The organism is Caenibacillus caldisaponilyticus (genome assembly GCF_002003465.1).
GTDB classification, from domain to species: Bacteria; Bacillota; Bacilli; order Bacillales; family Sporolactobacillaceae; genus Caenibacillus; species Caenibacillus caldisaponilyticus.
In genome coordinates this window covers 39,022-54,511 of record NZ_BDDQ01000013.1, presented here as the reverse complement: position 1 = coordinate 54,511, position 15,490 = coordinate 39,022, and the positions used below count along the sequence as shown (strand labels likewise).

The 15,490-nt window shown below is 51.3% G+C and carries 14 protein-coding genes; 10 read left to right on the top strand and 4 right to left on the bottom strand.

Features of this window, described 5'->3' with window-relative positions:
• Window positions 1–8 precede the first annotated feature (8 nt).
• The 4 genes from opp3b to CCB157_RS04870 are packed head-to-tail and all read left to right on the top strand — an operon-like array spanning window position 9 to window position 3,990.
• The gene (gene opp3b / locus CCB157_RS04885; protein ID WP_077614801.1) at window positions 9–938 is read left to right on the top strand and encodes an oligopeptide ABC transporter permease; all 930 of its coding nucleotides are present in this window, start codon (window positions 9–11) and stop codon (window positions 936–938) included.
• A complete protein-coding gene (gene opp3C, locus CCB157_RS04880; RefSeq protein ID WP_077614800.1) occupies window positions 938–1,954 on the top strand; it encodes an oligopeptide ABC transporter permease in 1,017 nt (338 codons plus the stop codon). The genes opp3b and opp3C overlap by 1 nt, the downstream gene beginning before the upstream one ends.
• A 12-nt stretch (window positions 1,955–1,966) precedes the next feature.
• A complete protein-coding gene (locus CCB157_RS04875) occupies window positions 1,967–2,989 on the top strand; it encodes an ABC transporter ATP-binding protein (RefSeq protein ID WP_077614799.1) in 1,023 nt (340 codons plus the stop codon).
• Window positions 2,986–3,990, top strand: coding sequence for an ABC transporter ATP-binding protein (locus CCB157_RS04870; RefSeq protein ID WP_077614798.1), 1,005 nt, complete (start codon window positions 2,986–2,988; stop codon window positions 3,988–3,990). The genes CCB157_RS04875 and CCB157_RS04870 overlap by 4 nt, the downstream gene beginning before the upstream one ends.
• 783 nt (window positions 3,991–4,773) lie before the next feature.
• Here CCB157_RS04870 and CCB157_RS04865 read toward each other — a convergent pair.
• On the bottom strand, window positions 4,774–5,313 hold the full coding sequence (locus CCB157_RS04865) for a flavodoxin family protein (protein ID WP_077614797.1): 540 nt from the start codon (window positions 5,311–5,313) through the stop codon (window positions 4,774–4,776).
• A 305-nt stretch (window positions 5,314–5,618) separates the two neighbouring features.
• Here CCB157_RS04865 and CCB157_RS18205 point away from each other — a divergent pair, with 305 nt between their 5' ends.
• On the top strand, window positions 5,619–5,747 hold the full coding sequence (locus CCB157_RS18205; RefSeq protein WP_274519616.1) for a hypothetical protein: 129 nt from the start codon (window positions 5,619–5,621) through the stop codon (window positions 5,745–5,747).
• Between the two features lie 184 nt (window positions 5,748–5,931).
• Window positions 5,932–6,327: a transcriptional regulator SpxA gene (gene spxA / locus CCB157_RS04860; protein ID WP_077614796.1), complete on the top strand. Its 396-nt coding sequence runs from the start codon at window positions 5,932–5,934 to the stop codon at window positions 6,325–6,327.
• A gap of 206 nt (window positions 6,328–6,533) precedes the next feature.
• Here spxA and CCB157_RS04855 read toward each other — a convergent pair whose 3' ends face one another.
• Entirely contained in the window at window positions 6,534–7,211 is a 678-nt protein-coding gene (locus CCB157_RS04855; protein ID WP_369688659.1) for a TerC family protein, read from the bottom strand.
• Window positions 7,212–7,513: 302 nt separating this feature from the next.
• On the opposite strand from CCB157_RS04855, the gene mecA reads away from it, so the two are divergent.
• The 4 genes from mecA to pepF all read left to right on the top strand — a co-directional run bounded on the left by mecA (window position 7,514) and on the right by pepF (window position 13,867).
• Window positions 7,514–8,167, top strand: coding sequence for an adaptor protein MecA (gene mecA / locus CCB157_RS04850; RefSeq protein WP_077614795.1), 654 nt, complete (start codon window positions 7,514–7,516; stop codon window positions 8,165–8,167).
• A gap of 478 nt (window positions 8,168–8,645) precedes the next feature.
• The gene (gene cls, locus CCB157_RS04840) at window positions 8,646–10,154 is read left to right on the top strand and encodes a cardiolipin synthase (protein ID WP_077614793.1); all 1,509 of its coding nucleotides are present in this window, start codon (window positions 8,646–8,648) and stop codon (window positions 10,152–10,154) included.
• 287 nt (window positions 10,155–10,441) lie between these two features.
• Window positions 10,442–11,671, top strand: coding sequence for a competence protein CoiA (locus CCB157_RS04830; protein WP_077614791.1), 1,230 nt, complete (start codon window positions 10,442–10,444; stop codon window positions 11,669–11,671).
• Between the two features lie 381 nt (window positions 11,672–12,052).
• Window positions 12,053–13,867, top strand: a complete 1,815-nt coding sequence (pepF, locus tag CCB157_RS04825; RefSeq protein ID WP_077614790.1) for an oligoendopeptidase F — start codon at window positions 12,053–12,055, stop codon at window positions 13,865–13,867.
• A gap of 206 nt (window positions 13,868–14,073) precedes the next feature.
• On the opposite strand, the gene CCB157_RS17230 is transcribed toward pepF, so the two are convergent.
• The gene (locus CCB157_RS17230; RefSeq protein WP_143286929.1) at window positions 14,074–14,280 is read right to left on the bottom strand and encodes a hypothetical protein; all 207 of its coding nucleotides are present in this window, start codon (window positions 14,278–14,280) and stop codon (window positions 14,074–14,076) included.
• A gap of 44 nt (window positions 14,281–14,324) precedes the next feature.
• Window positions 14,325–15,173, bottom strand: coding sequence for a DsbA family protein (locus tag CCB157_RS04820; RefSeq protein ID WP_158077206.1), 849 nt, complete (start codon window positions 15,171–15,173; stop codon window positions 14,325–14,327).
• Between the last annotated feature and the right edge of the window lie 317 nt (window positions 15,174–15,490).

Genomic DNA, 15,490 nt, shown 5'->3' with positions numbered 1-15,490 from the left:
CTGCAGCATTGGGACGTTATATCGTACAGCGCATCATCTACATGATCGTGACAATGTTCGTGATTGTCGCGCTCACGTTTTTTTCTATGAAATTATTGCCTGGTACGCCCTATAAAAACCAGGAGAAACTCTCACCCGAAATGATCGAACTTTTGAACCATAAATACGGGCTCGACAAACCGCTTCCCGTGCAGTTCGTCAAATATGTCGGAGACTTGCTGAAAGGCGATCTGGGGGTTTCTTTCCAATTTGACGGACGCCCCGTCACGGAAATCATCGGCGAACGCCTGCCGGTATCGGCCGATCTCGGCTTCGAGGCTATGGTCATCGGGCTCGTCTTCGGCCTTCTGCTCGGCATCATCGCCGGCTTGCGGCGAAACACCGTTTGGGATTACGGCTCGATGATCGTCGCCGTCATCGGCGTGTCGGTGCCGTCGTTCGTTCTCGCCCAGTTGATGCAATATTATTTCGCCGTTAAGCACCATTGGCTGCCCGTCGCTTATTGGGAAGGGCCGGCGTATCACATCTTGCCGGACATCGCTTTGGGTTTCGGGCCGGTCGCAACCATTGCCCGGTACATGAGAACGGCGATGGTCGACACCCTCAACCAAGATTACATCGAAATGGCGCGGGCCAAAGGGCTGTCCCGGCCGGCGGTGACGTTTAAACACGCCGTGCGCAACTCGCTCATACCGATCGTGACGATCGTCGGTCCGATGGCCGTCAACCTGATGACCGGGGTGCTCGTCATTGAAAACATTTTCGCCATTCCCGGCATCGGAGACCAGTTCGTCACGTCCGTTTATACAAACGACTATCCGATGATCATGGGGACGACGATCATGTATTCGGTCGCTTTCATCGTCGTTGTGTTCATCGTCGATCTTTTGTACGGGGTCATAGACCCGAGAATTCGGCTGGCTGGAGGCGAATCATGATGGCTGTGTCAAAAAAAGAAATCACCCAAGACATGTTCCAGCCGGCGGTCATCGATAAAAGCCTGCAAGAACAAGTTTCGGGACCGAGCATCGGCTTTTGGAGCGACGGTTTCCGGCGCCTGCGCAAAAATAAAGCGGCGATGGTGAGCGCGTTCATTATCCTGCTCATCGTCATCATGGCGCTCGTCGGGCCGCACATGAGCAAATACGGCATCGATGACCAAGACTTGAAACGCTCGAACTTGCCGCCGCGCATTTCCGCATTGGCTAACATTCATTGGCTGCCTTTTGACGGCAAAAACGAACAAGGCGTCGACGTTTACAAAGAGCGCGGCATCAAACAAGATTTGTGGTTTGGCGCGGACAAACTCGGCCGCGACCTGTGGACACGGGTTTGGAAAGGCACGCAAATTTCCCTCTTCATCGCCGTCGTCGCCGCTGCGGCCGACCTGATTATCGGCGTCGCTTACGGGGGGATTTCCGCCTATTTCGGCGGCCAGGTCGACAACATCATGCAGAGGATACTCGAAGTGCTCAATGGCATTCCCAACCTGGTGATCATCATATTGTTGATCATCGTCATGCAACCGGGCATACCCGCGATCATCCTGGCGATCGCCATGACCGGTTGGATCGGAATGGCGCGGATCATACGCGGAGAAGTTTTAAAACTTAAAAATTTGGAATTCGTCCTCGCCGCCCGCACCCTCGGCGCGAGCGATAGTCGGATCATCTCGAAGCACATGGTGCCGAACACGATGAGCATGATCATCATCCACACGATGTTTTCGGTTCCCGGCGCGATTTTCTTCGAAGCGTTTTTGAGCTTCATCGGTCTCGGTCTCCAGCCGCCGAAGGCATCTCTAGGGGTGTTGATCAACGAAGGCTACAAAATGTTGTCGCTTCATCCGTATCAGGCGCTGTTCCCAGGCGTCATCATCAGCCTTCTGCTCATCTGCTTCAACATCTTCGGCGACGGCTTGCGCGACGCATTTGATCCGAAGTTAAGACAATAGGGGGTGACACGATTGGAGAACATCCTAGAGATCAAAGACTTGCACGTTTCATTTGATACGTATGGGGGCGAGGTCCAAGCCGTCCGCGGCGTCAATCTCGAACTGAAAAAAGGCGAAACCTTGGCCATCGTCGGCGAGTCCGGTTCCGGCAAATCCGTCACGTCGAAAACGATCATGCGGCTCTTGCCGAAGCCGGCGGCCCGCATCAAATCCGGGGAAATCTGGTTTAACGGCAAAGATTTGACGAAGCTCTCCGAAAAGGAGATGCAAAAGATACGGGGTTCGGAAATCTCGATGATTTTCCAAGACCCGATGACGTCGCTCAACCCGACCATGAGCATCGGCAAACAAATCATGGAAGGCTTGCGCAAACACCAGAAGTTGGGCAAGCAAGAAGCGTTGCAACGGGCGATTGAGCTGCTCGATCTCGTCGGCATTCCGAATCCGGAGGCGCGGGTCAAACAATATCCGCACCAATTTTCCGGCGGGATGCGGCAACGGGTCGTCATCGCGATCGCGCTCGCCTGCAACCCGAAGGTTCTCATCGCCGACGAACCGACCACCGCGCTCGACGTGACGATCCAAGCGCAGATTCTGGACTTGATGAAGGATCTGCAAAATAAAATGCAGACGTCGATCATCCTCATCACCCATGACCTCGGCGTGGTCGCCAACATGGCGCAGCGCGTTGCCGTCATGTATGGCGGAAAGATCGTGGAAACGGGAACGGTTGATGAAATCTTTTACCGGCCGAAACATCCGTACACATGGGGTTTGTTGTCGTCCATGCCGCGTCTGCATTCGAAGACGGACGAACTGTTGGCGATTCCCGGCACCCCTCCGGATCTCTCCAATCCGCCGAAGGGCTGCCCGTTCGCGCCGCGTTGCCCGCATGCGATGAAAGTCTGTGTGGAATATATGCCGGATTATACGACGTTGTCGGAAACGCAGAAAACCGCATGCTGGCTGCTCGATGAACGGGCCCCGAAAGTCGAACCGCCTGAAATCATCGCAGTCGGAGGTGCCGGAAAATGACCGAAACCGCGGAACGGGAGAAATTAATCGAAGTAAAGAACCTGAAGAAATATTTTAAAGTCGGCAAAAAGGCGATCTTAAAAGCCGTCGACGACGTATCTTTCCATATATATAGAGGGGAAACGTTCGGCCTCGTCGGAGAATCCGGCTGCGGCAAGTCGACGACCGGGCGCACGATTATCCGCCTGTATGAAGCGACGGACGGAGAAGTCCTCTTTGAGGGGAAAAACGTCCACGCCAAAATGTCGCGCAAAGAGTTAAAAGAATTCAACAAGAAAATGCAAATGATCTTCCAAGATCCGTATGCCTCGCTCAATCCGCGCATGACGGTCAAGGATATCATCGCCGAGGGCATCGATATTCACGGCTTGGCAAAGAGCAAAAAAGAGCGCGACGAAAAAGTTTATGAATTGCTCGAAACCGTAGGATTGAACAAGGAGCACGCCAACCGCTTTCCCCATGAGTTCAGCGGCGGGCAAAGGCAGCGGATCGGCATCGCCCGCGCCTTGGCGGTCGACCCGGATTTCATCATTGCCGACGAACCGATCTCGGCGCTCGACGTTTCCATTCAGGCGCAAGTTGTCAATCTTCTGCAGAAACTGCAAAAAGAACGCGGCCTGACCTATTTGTTCATCGCGCACGATTTGTCGATGGTTAAACACATCAGCGATCGCGTCGGCGTCATGTATCTCGGCAACATGGTGGAAGTCGCCGAAAGCGACGAGCTTTACGACAATCCGCTTCACCCGTACACCGAAGCGCTCTTGTCGGCGATCCCGGTTCCCGATCCGAACTATGAACGCAGCCGCGAACGCATCATTTTAAAAGGCGACGTCCCGAGCCCGGTGAACCCGCCGAGCGGCTGCCGTTTCCGGACGCGCTGCCCATTGGCGACGGATATTTGCGCGCAAGTCGCGCCGAAGTTGCGGGAAGCGCGGGAAGGTCACTGGGTGGCCTGCCATCTTTATGACGACGAATATAAGCACGCGTTCAATAAATGAGAAAAGGTGTTCCGTTTGTTGCGGAACACCTTTTCATGTTTACCGATTCTTTAATTGATCGTTTTCCCGGTCGGTTTCGATGGCGGGCGGTTGCGGCCGGCGCTCGAACCCGCTCATGTTTTTTTGCGATGTTTAAGCGCCAAATGGAGGATAAACAAAAGAGCCGTTATCCATAAGACGATTTGCAAGAGTAACGCGGGCAAGGCATTCGTGAAATATTGGACGAGGATAAGGACAATAAGGATCACGGCAGCAACGGAGACCGCCTTCATCAACACAACCATCACCTATTTCTTTTATTCTGCGCTGTTTAAATATTAGGCAGGAGGAGCGTCGGCGATAGCCTGCCTTTTCTCATGTTGGCAGCCATCGCGTACAACGGGCAGATAAGCTCGCCTGTTTTGTCCACATTAAAAAGTGACTTAATGATGAGCGAACGTTTCTCGGTATCCTGTTTCTTCCTATGTAAATATCTATTTTTAAATATATCACGTCATGGAGGCGGTTGCACGGGCTTGTGCCAGTTGCCGTGGCATTCAGATTCGCAGGATCAGGCGAAGAAAGGAGAAAAAAGATGAATCTTATAAAATAGATCAAGACCTAAATAAATTTGAGTGGGTGAGGGCAAAGGAGCCCATCCATGTTTCATACATTTTAGCGATTGAAAAAAAAGAAAAATGGAAAACGAAACGATTGCTTTCTTTTTTGAAGAAAAAGGCTCTGATTCTCCATAAATGCCGGAATCAGAACCCATTCAATAAAAAAGTTTCCTTTTGGTCATGATTACTTGGTATTCTTTAGCAGCTGTTCGGCAGCGTAAATCGCCTTTTTGTCTTGATAAATATCACCGGGCTTGTTTCCTTTTCCGAGTACATATCCCGCAAACGAAATCCCCATAAAATCAAAGATAAATTGGAATTGCTGGATCATGGGCAGCCCTTTTATATAGGGATTGTCTCCCCCGACTGCAATAACATAGGCTTGTTTGGCAGACATTTTCTTTTTAAAATCAGGAAATTTGGGATCCCTTAATGTCTGTGACCATCGATCAATGAAATTCTTCATGGTTCCTGACATGCTGTACCAATAAATAGGTGTTGAAAAAATCAGAATGTCATGCTTTAAAACACGTTCAATCACAGAGTTGTAATCATCATTGATCTCCTGAAATCCTTCTTCTGTATGGCGTTGATCGGTGATCGGTTGAATATGATAATCCTTTAAATATATTTTTTCTACGTCAAGCCCCTCTATGGCCATTTCGGTTAGAATCTCTGTATTGCCTTTTGGCCGTGTCCCTCCATAAATGACCGCGATTGTCACTTAAATCCCGCTCCTTTATTTTCTATACTTTGTCCCTCGAAAAATGGGAATTGTTAACAAACGGTAACCTTCAAGATGAATCCAATGCCTTCATTATAATACAAAAGGAGCTGAACATCAGCTAACCACTCCATTTGTTCTTAATAAGACCTACCCGTTTATCAGGATGCGATCCGTTAAGCCGAAGTCTTGACAAAAGAGAGGCTTCAGGAGGAGAATATAAGTTAGAAGCGTCGACGCTGCGTGGTACGACGTCGTACGAACGGCACGGTGCTTGAATCTTTAACCCATGGGAGGCGTTGAAGATGAAGCCGAAAGCGCAAGCAAAACGAAGACGTCGTGACGTTTTAAAGAAATGGCTGAAAGAACGGCTGGGAAGCTGGCAGCCGAAGCAACAGCAAAGCCCTGCGCCGCAAGTGAAAATACCCGCATGAGAGAACCGAACGCGCATGGTTCTCTCTTTTTGATTACAATTGAGAATACACCCGTCCGTGAACAAGAATGGATTTAATGTTTCTCAATTTTGGGGTCTAGCCAAATTAGAAACATTATAATATAATAATGAGAGGATGAAACTGAGCTCGTTGAACCACAGTCCATTAAGGAGGGTGAAGCCGCGTGGTTACACTATATACGTCTCCCAGTTGCACGTCATGCCGGAAAGCGAAAGCTTGGCTTGAAGAACATAACATTCCGTACAGAGAGAGGAACATCTTTGCGGAGCCGCTCTCGATTGAAGAAATCAAAGAAATTTTGCGGATGACGGAAGAAGGCACGGATGAAATCATTTCGACGCGTTCCAAGGCGTTTCAAGAGCTGAATGTCCAATTGGACAACATGCCGCTTCAAGATTTGTATGAGCTGATTCAAAACAATCCCGGTTTGCTGCGCCGCCCGATTCTCATCGATGAAAAACGATTGCAAGTCGGTTATAACGATGATGAAATCCGCCGTTTCTTGCCGCGAAAAGTACGGACATACCAATTAAGAGAAGCGCAACGCATGGTCAATTAATCACCATTTAAAAAAGCTGGCTCATAAGGTCATGGCCGATGGCCTTAGGAAGCCAGCTTTTTGATTATCCGGATTCGTCATCGGAATGGCGTGTTTCACCGAACGGCATGCGGTCGGCTGGAAAAGCGCAGCGCCTCGAGATTTTACGGGCGCGTTTACCGACAGATGATTCATTCGGCGGCATCCGGACCGACCGAGAAGCCGCATCAGTAGACCCGCGATGATTCGCCATGATTATGAATCCAGCCCCCGAGCAACACGCCGACGATGATGAGTACGGTTACGGTCGATTTGAGGGCGGGATAGGCGGCGAAAAAGGCGCGGAACTTTGGTTCGCTGATGATCATTTGAGCGGCGGTGTACGCGAGGATCGCGCCGCCGAGGTAGATCAATCCCGGTATGTGGTCGAGGGCGGTGAGGATCAGCTTGCTTCCCCAAATGATGATCGGCACTGAAATGCATAAGCCGAAGACGACAAGGGTGAGATTGCCGTGGGCAGCCCCCGCGATGCCGAGAATGTTGTCAAGGCCCATGATGAGGTCGGCGAACACGATCGTCCGGACGGCGCCGAAGAATGTCGTGCCGGCCTGGACGTTGAGATCGTTCGCTTTGTCGATGATCAACCGGTAGGCGATTCCCACGAGCAAGAGTCCGCCGACGATTAATAGGTAGGGGATTTGCAAGAGCGATAAGACGATCGCCGTCAGCAACACGCGGAGGATAACGGCGAGTCCGGTGCCGACGATGATCGCTTTACTGCGCCGTTTGGGCGGCAGCTTTCGGCAGGCCATGGCGATTAAGACGGCGTTATCGCCGCCGAGCATAAGATCAATGAAGATGATGTTGATCACCGGGATGATGGCTTCGCCGGACCATGTCATCATTTAACCGCCCCTTTCCTTCTCTACATCCATCATATGCGGACTTGTCCTAAAAATATGACGGACGGTCGGGATGAACGGCGACGGCTGAATGAAGGGATTTTTTTCGGCGGTTGCGGGGGATAATCGTTGATTGTTCTGATGATTGTTGTTTTTTATTTCTTTTATTCGCGAGATGTCATACAATAGAGGTGAGACCGTTGAAAGATCATCTGAAGACAAGCCTGAGCGGTTTGTCCCGATATCCGGTCTCAAAGGAGAGAGGTCTCCCGACTTTACGACTTTACAGGAAGGGAGAGGTTCCTATGGATATCGAACGGGTAAACGAGCACACGATAAAGTTTTTTATCAGCTATCGGGACATCGAAGATCGCGGCTTTGATCGTGAAGAAATATGGTTTAATCGGGAACGCGGCGAAGAATTGTTCTGGGATATGATGGATGAAGTTCATCATATCGAATCGTTTCCAATCGAAGGACCGCTTTGGATTCAAGTCCAGGCGTTGGAAAAAGGGCTCGAAATCATCGTGACGCGAGCACAGTTGTCGAAAGACGGCAAAAAACTGGAATTGCCGATTTCCGAAGATAAGCGCATTGACATTCCGATATCGCCCGATTTTCAGGAACCGGACAGCGAGGATCCTTCGTCCTTTGAAGACGAAGCGGGCGATGAAGAATTATCCTTTATCATGCGCTTCGATGACTTTGAAGATCTCATCGACTTGAGCCGGCGCACGGTGGAATCGACCGTCGACACGGCGATCTATCTCTATGACGATCATTACTATCTTTATGCGCTATTTGATGAAAATGCCACGGAATACGAATGGGAAAACGATCTCAGCAAAATGTTGGAGTTCGGCGAAGAGACCGGAATCACGATTCATGTTTTGCAAGAATACGGAAAAGCGATCATTGAACACGATGCCTTGAACGTCATTCGCCGCCATTTCCTATAATAGTGTATAATAATAGCCGGCTTCCGGAATGGGAGCCGGTTCACTTTATAGCCGTTCCTCACGGAAAAGCGAAGCGGTCTTATGGAAGTCTTCTTGAAGGATATTCTGGTGCGCCGCCGCTTCCGTATGGCCGGGGGTTTCTTGACAAAAGGGAATGTATGTTCTAACTTGAAAGTAAGCTTTTTTATTTTCCTCAACCATTCCCGTGTTGAAGCCCGCCCCTTTCGGCAAAGTCTGGCCTGAGTCCAGACGAATTTTCCTTTCAAAATGCTTGCATTTCATGTAAAATTATAAAAATAGGTATCCCTCCACACGCTTTGAGCGAAAAAAATGGATCGAATGGTTGACCGGTTACCGGAAAACCGTATCATCCCAATGCATCATAGACACTTCCGTTCACAACCGATCCGGCATTTTTATCGAACTTTCCTGGAGCATTTGCGGTAGTTCGGGTGAACGAAGGAGAAGGCAACCGATCATGAAAAAAAATGCGCAATTATTGTTTTTGATCATCATCGTCGTTCTTATTCTTTTCTTATTGCAAAATTGGCAGCGGTGGATGCTCGACACGCTGAACATTGGGTTGTCCTTGACCGTTGTCTTTATCGGCATCATCATTTTTTTGGAAAACCGCAACCCGTCGCGCACGATCACCTGGTTGATTGTGCTCGCGGTATTTCCCGTTGTCGGCTTCATTTTTTACATCCTTTTCGGGCAAAGCTATCGCAAAAAGCGATTGTTTCGCAAACGGGCTTATTTAGATGAATTGTCTTTTGAAGAGTCGACGGCGTCGCGCATCCTTGACCGCGAAAAAATGGACATCGTCGGGGAACACCAACAATCCACCCTTCGGCTGGCGCAGCGGCTCGGCCAATATCCCGTTTCCTTTGCGACGGAGACGAAAGTCCTGACGAACGGCGAGGCGACCTTTGCGGCGATCTTCGAGGCGATCGCGAACGCGAAACGACACATCCATTTGGAGTACTACATCGTCCGCAACGATCATTTGGGCAACCAATTGAAGGAGTTGCTCATTCAAAAGGTCAAGGAGGGCGTCGAGGTCCGCTTTCTTTACGATGCGGTCGGCAGCTGGCGGCTTTCCAAAAAGTACATTGCCGAGCTGCGGGCGGCCGGCGTCGAAATCGTGCCGTTTTTCCCCGTCCGTTTGCCGTTTTTTAACCATAAAATCAATTTTCGCAATCACCGGAAGATCGCCGTCATCGATGGTGAAATCGGCTTTGTCGGCGGTTTGAACATCGGCGACGAATATTTGGGGAAACATCCTGCCTTCGGTTTTTGGCGCGACACGCATCTGGAAGTGCGCGGCGAGGCCGTCAAAAGCCTGCAGGCCATCTTTCTTCAGGACTGGTACTACATGACGGGGGAATTTATTTCCGATCATGACTACTTTCTGGCCGAGCCGGTCATCAAGCCCGGAAACGGCGCCGTGCAAATGATTTCCTCTTCGCCGGATGACGAGTGGGAAGTGATTAAGCATTTGTTCTTTTCCATGATCGTCTCGGCGAAGCGCTCGATATGGATCGCTTCGCCGTACATCATTCCGGATGAAGACATTTTGAGCGCGTTAAAGGTCGCGGCGTTGAGCGGCATCGACGTGAAATTGCTCTTTCCGAACCGCCCCGACAAGCGCATCGTTTTTTATGCCTCGCACTCATATTTCCCGGAATTGCTGCAGGCGGGCGTCCAGATTTATGAATATCAATTGGGATTCATGCACAGCAAAGTCATCATCGTCGACCATGAATTGGCTTCCATCGGAACGGCAAACATGGACATGCGCAGTTTTCATTTGAATTTTGAAGTAAACGCGTTTTTGTACAAGACCGAGAGCACGGTCCAACTCGTTCGCGATTTCATCGAGGACTTGGCCAATGCGAAGAAGATCGAATGGGAGGCGTTCAAAAAGCGCCCGATCATCCGCCGCGTCGTGGAATCCACTTCAAGGCTTCTGTCCCCGTTGTTATAGTCGAAAGGTCGGTTGGCTCATGGCATGGCGCCGCGTTTTATCGTCTGGTCCGCCGAAAACATTGTTCTTTCACGACGCGGGGTCCCTTTTTGAACGAAATCCCCATGCCGCTGACCGTTCGCTTGCCTCATGCCGTTTAAAAAGCGGAGGTTTCCGATGGCCTGTTTGTTTCCCAGGTGAGGTGACGCTCCGCGCCCCATACTCTCTTCGATTCCCATCCCCTTAAGCTGTCCTTGAAGGTTGCTCCCATCCTTTTCCCGATTTCGAGACAAGGAGATGATCAAAGCATGCTCACCGCGCTTTCATCGGACGGTGAACGCCTTTCTCTCACGGACGACCGCCGCCTTGACGAATGGAGACGGCTTCGCGAACAGACCCGCTTTTATTGTGAGGCTTGTGGCGCCCGGGTTCATCTTAAATTGGGTGAAAAGGTGTCATGGCATTTTGCCCATCATCCGAAGCAAACCTGCCCGGCTGAACATGAGCCGGAATCGTTCCGCCACCGGTTGGGCAAAACGAAAATTTACCATTGGCTCAAAAAACAATACGACCAACCGACGCTGGAACAATACTTTCCCGCGTTGCGGCAGCGGGCCGATCTTTGTTTGCATGACGGCCTTTCCCCGTTCATCGTCGAATATCAATGTTCTAGCCTATCGCCGCAACGATTTCGCGCGAGAGACGGCGGGTATCGGGCGCTCGGCTATCAAACGCTGTGGATATTGGGCGCCAACCGCTTGAAACGCCTTGGTCCGTCGCTTTACAAATGGACGGAAACCGATGTCATGACCATCCGCCGCACGCCTTCCTCCGAAGTCTCCCCCTCGTTTTTCAGCCTTCTCTATTTCGACCCATTGACGGACAAAATGACCGTTTTACACCATATTTGGCCGGTAGGACCGGCGACCATCATCGCCCAGGCACACAGCCAAGCGTTGGGCCGTTTGACGTTTACCGACTTGCTTCGACCGTCGGTTGAGGCAAGCGGGCTCGACCGTAATCTCACGGCATGGCTTGAACAAAAAATGCGTTGGCGAAGTTCCGCGATTCCCAGAACCCACCGCGCGTTTCGCTACGTGCAAGTCAGCGCCGCCGGGCACGGGCTTTCGCTGTCCCATGTGCCGGCTTGCGTCGGTTTGCCCGTAGACAGCCAAATACGGCTGGCGACGGAGCCGTTTTTGTGGCAAGCGTGGTTGATCCTCTGCTTTTTATACGGCAAGAAGCCGGGAACCATGGTTTTCTTGCAGGCGATGGAAAAGCGGTTCATGAATCTTTGCGAAAAAGGGGTTTTTAAGATTCGGACCCTGCCCGATCAGGCGCGGCCGCCGTCCCGGCCGATCGCCGATTATCTCGCGGCTCTCGCCCGTCTTGGCTTTTTAAAAAGGATCGGTGCGGACCGTTATGTGCTCATAAAGCCGATCGAATGGCGCCCGAAAGGATGGAATGAATGGATGGCGGAAGACCGGGCATTGCTCCGGCGTTGGAAAGCCTTCTCGTTTGAGTCGCTTTCGCGTTAAGAGGCCATCCTATTCCGGACGGCATCCATGGAACCGGAAGCGCTGGCCCGCCATTCTTCTTCAAAAAACTGTTGAAAAATCCCAAAAAAACGGTTAATGTGGGACCATAAGCGGAGAATGGCACATGAAGTTGATGGACACCGGTCAGACGGAATAAAATAAAGGGGAGAATGGGTAAAAAAGTGGAAAAACTTCTAACAGCACCCGTTTTCCCTTTATTTTACCGCATGGACGGCAACGCGTGAGGCCTTGGCGGCTTCAAAACTTCGCCGGTCGTCTGGGCGTTTTGGCAACTTTCCCAACGGTTTAACGAAAGAGAGGGTGCCGCCGCCGGGAATTCCCGATGAGAAAACCATTGAACGAAATCATGGAGGTGTCGATATGTCCAAAGAAGCTCTGAGAGAACTGCCGACCAGAGACAAAGTCCCGGAGAGTGAAAAATGGAATTTGGAAGCGATCTATGAAAATGTAGAAGCCTGGGAGAAAGATTTTGCGAAGGTGAAGGAGCTGATTCCTGAAGTCGTCGCCTTTAAAGGCAAGCTCGGTGAATCGAGCGAAACGCTCTATCGCGCCCTGCAAAAACAAGACGAGCTCACGATGACGCTCAACAAATTGTACGCCTACGCCCACATGAAAGCCGATGAGGATACGGCCAACGCCACCTTTCAAGCGTTGTACGACCGCGTTCGCGGGCTCGGCGCTCTCGTCGGCAGCAAGCTTTCGTTTATCGTGCCGGAAATCCTCGCCATCGATGAAGAGAAGCTTAAAGGATTTATTGAAGAAAACGACGATTTGAAGTTGTACCGCCATGCGCTTGAAGAAATCACGCGGCAGCGGCCGCACGTCCTCGACGAGGAAAAAGAAGCGCTTTTGGCGGAAGCGAGCGAAGTGCTGAACGCCCCGGCCAACACGTTTGGCATGCTGAACAACGCCGATATGGAATTTCCGAAGATTAAGGATGAAAATGGCGACGAGGTCGTCGTCTCGCACGGCCGTTATCTCACCTTGATCAAAAGCGGCGACCGCAACGTCCGAGAGGCCGCTTTCAAGGCGATGTTCGGCACGTATGAACGATATAAAAACACTTTTGCAAGCACGCTCGGAAGCGCCATCAAACGCGACAATTTCTATGCGCGCATCCGCAATTATCCGTCGGCCCGCCATGCGGCGCTTGACGCCAACAACATTCCGGTCGAAGTGTACGATAACCTCGTGAAAACGGTGAATGAGCATCTTCCGCTCCTGCACCGCTACGTCCAACTGCGCCGCCGCGTTCTCGGGCTGGATGATCTGCATATGTACGACTTGTACGTGCCGCTCGTTAAAGATGTGGACATGCGCGTGAGCTACGAGGAAGCGAAAGAGATCGTCTTGAAAGGGCTCGCGCCGCTCGGAGAAGAATACTTGAACATCGTTCGCGAAGGCTTCGATAACCGTTGGATTGATGTGCGCGAGACGAAAAACAAACGGAGCGGGGCCTATTCATCGGGGACTTACGGCACCATGCCGTACATATTGCTGAACTGGTCCGATGACATCAACGACGTATTTACGCTGGCGCATGAACTCGGGCATTCGTTGCACAGCTATTATACGCGGGCCAATCAGCCGTATCCGTACGCCGACTATTCCATCTTTGTCGCCGAAGTGGCGTCGACGTGCAACGAGGCATTGTTGAACGAATATCTTTTGCGGGAAACAAACGATAAGCGGCGAAAATTGTATTTGCTGAACAACCAATTGGAAGGCTTCCGCGGCACGGTGTTCCGGCAAACGATGTTTGCGGAATTCGAGCAGATCGCTCATGAAAAAGCGGCGGAAGGCGTGGCGTTGACCGCCGAAACCTTGTCTTCGATCTATTATGACTTAAACAAAAAATATTTCGGCGACGGGATGACGATCGATCCGGAGATTGCGATCGAATGGGCGCGCATTCCCCATTTCTACAACAATTTCTACGTCTACCAATACGCGACCGGGTACAGCGCGGCAGCCGCATTGTCGCAGCAAATCTTGAACGAAGGCGCTCCGGCGGTCGAGCGTTACAAATCCTTCCTCTCCGCCGGCAGCTCCGATTATCCGATCGAAGTCTTGAAACGCGCCGGCGTCGATATGACGTCCCCTGAACCGATCCGGCAAGCGTTCAAAGTCTTCGAGAACGTCTTAAACGAAATGGAAGCCTTGATTTTTGAATGACCCGCGCCATTCCATGAAGGGCTTCCCATCGAATGATGCGCGACGAAAGCGAAGAGAGGGGGACCCGCCGCTTGTGCCAGGCGGCGGCCCGCATTCAGATGTTTTGTAAAGAAGCGGACCGGCTACAAGGATCATCCTTGCGGCCGGTCCATTTAACGTTTTAAGGATCGCAGGTTAGAGAGACGGGGTTTGGGCGTGCCGGGCTTTTATATCGTCGTTTTCTTTCTTTGCGTCAGCAGCCGTACGGTCACGAGGAGGGACAGGAAGAACACCAGGCCGGAAAGGGCGAGCGGTTTCAGGTGCATCAAACCGAGCATGTAAAAGAAAAACGCGATCATCGTCACGGCGATGGAAAACAAGACGACGAGCGCCCGCATGGCACACGTACACTTCCTCTCGTTTTTGTTAAACATGTTATGCGCCCGAACCGCGTTTCATGTTATGGATCAGCAAAACGTCATTCGCCGATATAGTGCCAATACGTCTTCGACTTGGCGACGACCGCGTCGACCAGCTGCTTGAGCTTGAGTTTTTTCATTTCCCGAATGACATCCGGCTCATCCATGTTATAAACGATGGCGAGTTCTTCCGTCGTGACGAATTCGAACCGCTTCATAAAATCGAGCAGAGAAGGGGGCGCTTCAGGCGTCGGCGTTTCGCCGAGCGCCTCTGTTAAAATCTCTACATAAACGCTATAGGGATAATTGCCGCTGATTTTGATGCCTTCTTTGTCGTCGCGAATGTTGAAAAAGACGAGCGTCGGAAATTCATGGACATCCATTTCCGCCATTAAACGGCGGTCGCATTGCAATGCTTTGATCGGTCCGTGCGAAGCGATGTCCTTTTGAAACTCTCCGATGTCCAATTTCGCCGAGCGCGCGCATTCCAAAAGCACGTCCGGGGAATCGACGTTGATATCTTCAAGAAAAAGCCTTCTCCGTAAGGATTGCAGAAAACGGCGTCCATAAGTTTTTCCTTGCAGTTCGGCCGCTTTGATGGCGATGGCCGCTTTGTAGGACGGAAAGGGATGGGGTTCCTCGCGCCGCATATCGGAGCCGCGCAGCTTTTTTCCTTGAATCGGCTGAATCGGCCGTTCAGTGACGATGATCTGGCGCATCGTCAAATATCGCCCGTACTCCACCGTCAATTTTTTCATGACCGCTTCCAACTGCCAGCAATTGGGACACAGCGGATCAATATAAACGAAGACTTCAATCGGTTTCGGCTTTTTTTGGCGCTCGTTGAAGACCGTACAGTGGTTATCCGACGGCCCTTCACACAGCGAACGGTAATCCGACCGAGTCATGTTATCCGCCTCCCACACCATGATCATCCTCCGTAAGGACCGCGTCCTGCGCTGTCATGCCGTGCCTTGACGTGCTCTTTCGTCATGGCGCCTTCGTTTTGCCGTTCAGCATCGTTCGCACAAGACCCGCCTGGATTGCGCCGCCGCGAAGCACTGCCTAAACCTTTGAATGGCCAGCCCTTCCACGAATTCAAGAAGTTTCCGTGTCGAGGGAGAAACCGGTTTTAGCAGACAGAATCCGTCCGTTCAAACATTCGGAAAGAACGGGGCCGAATCGCAAACTGCCGGTGACGCTTTAAAAACCGTGCCGTTTTTCC

Bases quoted from the DNA above. Each gene is read 5' to 3' on its own strand.
- opp3C (WP_077614800.1), top strand. From the start codon at position 938: ATGGCTGTGTCAAAAAAAGAAATCACCCAAGACATGTTCCAGCCGGCG.
- pepF (WP_077614790.1), top strand. From the start codon at position 12,053: ATGTCCAAAGAAGCTCTGAGAGAACTGCCGACCAGAGACAAAGTCCCG.
- CCB157_RS04870 (WP_077614798.1), top strand. From the start codon at position 2,986: ATGACCGAAACCGCGGAACGGGAGAAATTAATCGAAGTAAAGAACCTG.
- CCB157_RS04820 (WP_158077206.1), bottom strand. From the start codon at position 15,173: ATGACTCGGTCGGATTACCGTTCGCTGTGTGAAGGGCCGTCGGATAAC.
- cls (WP_077614793.1), top strand. From the start codon at position 8,646: ATGAAAAAAAATGCGCAATTATTGTTTTTGATCATCATCGTCGTTCTT.
- CCB157_RS17230 (WP_143286929.1), bottom strand. From the start codon at position 14,280: ATGTTTAACAAAAACGAGAGGAAGTGTACGTGTGCCATGCGGGCGCTC.
- CCB157_RS04830 (WP_077614791.1), top strand. From the start codon at position 10,442: ATGCTCACCGCGCTTTCATCGGACGGTGAACGCCTTTCTCTCACGGAC.
- CCB157_RS04855 (WP_369688659.1), bottom strand. From the start codon at position 7,211: ATGATGACATGGTCCGGCGAAGCCATCATCCCGGTGATCAACATCATC.
- mecA (WP_077614795.1), top strand. From the start codon at position 7,514: ATGGATATCGAACGGGTAAACGAGCACACGATAAAGTTTTTTATCAGC.
- CCB157_RS18205 (WP_274519616.1), top strand. From the start codon at position 5,619: ATGAAGCCGAAAGCGCAAGCAAAACGAAGACGTCGTGACGTTTTAAAG.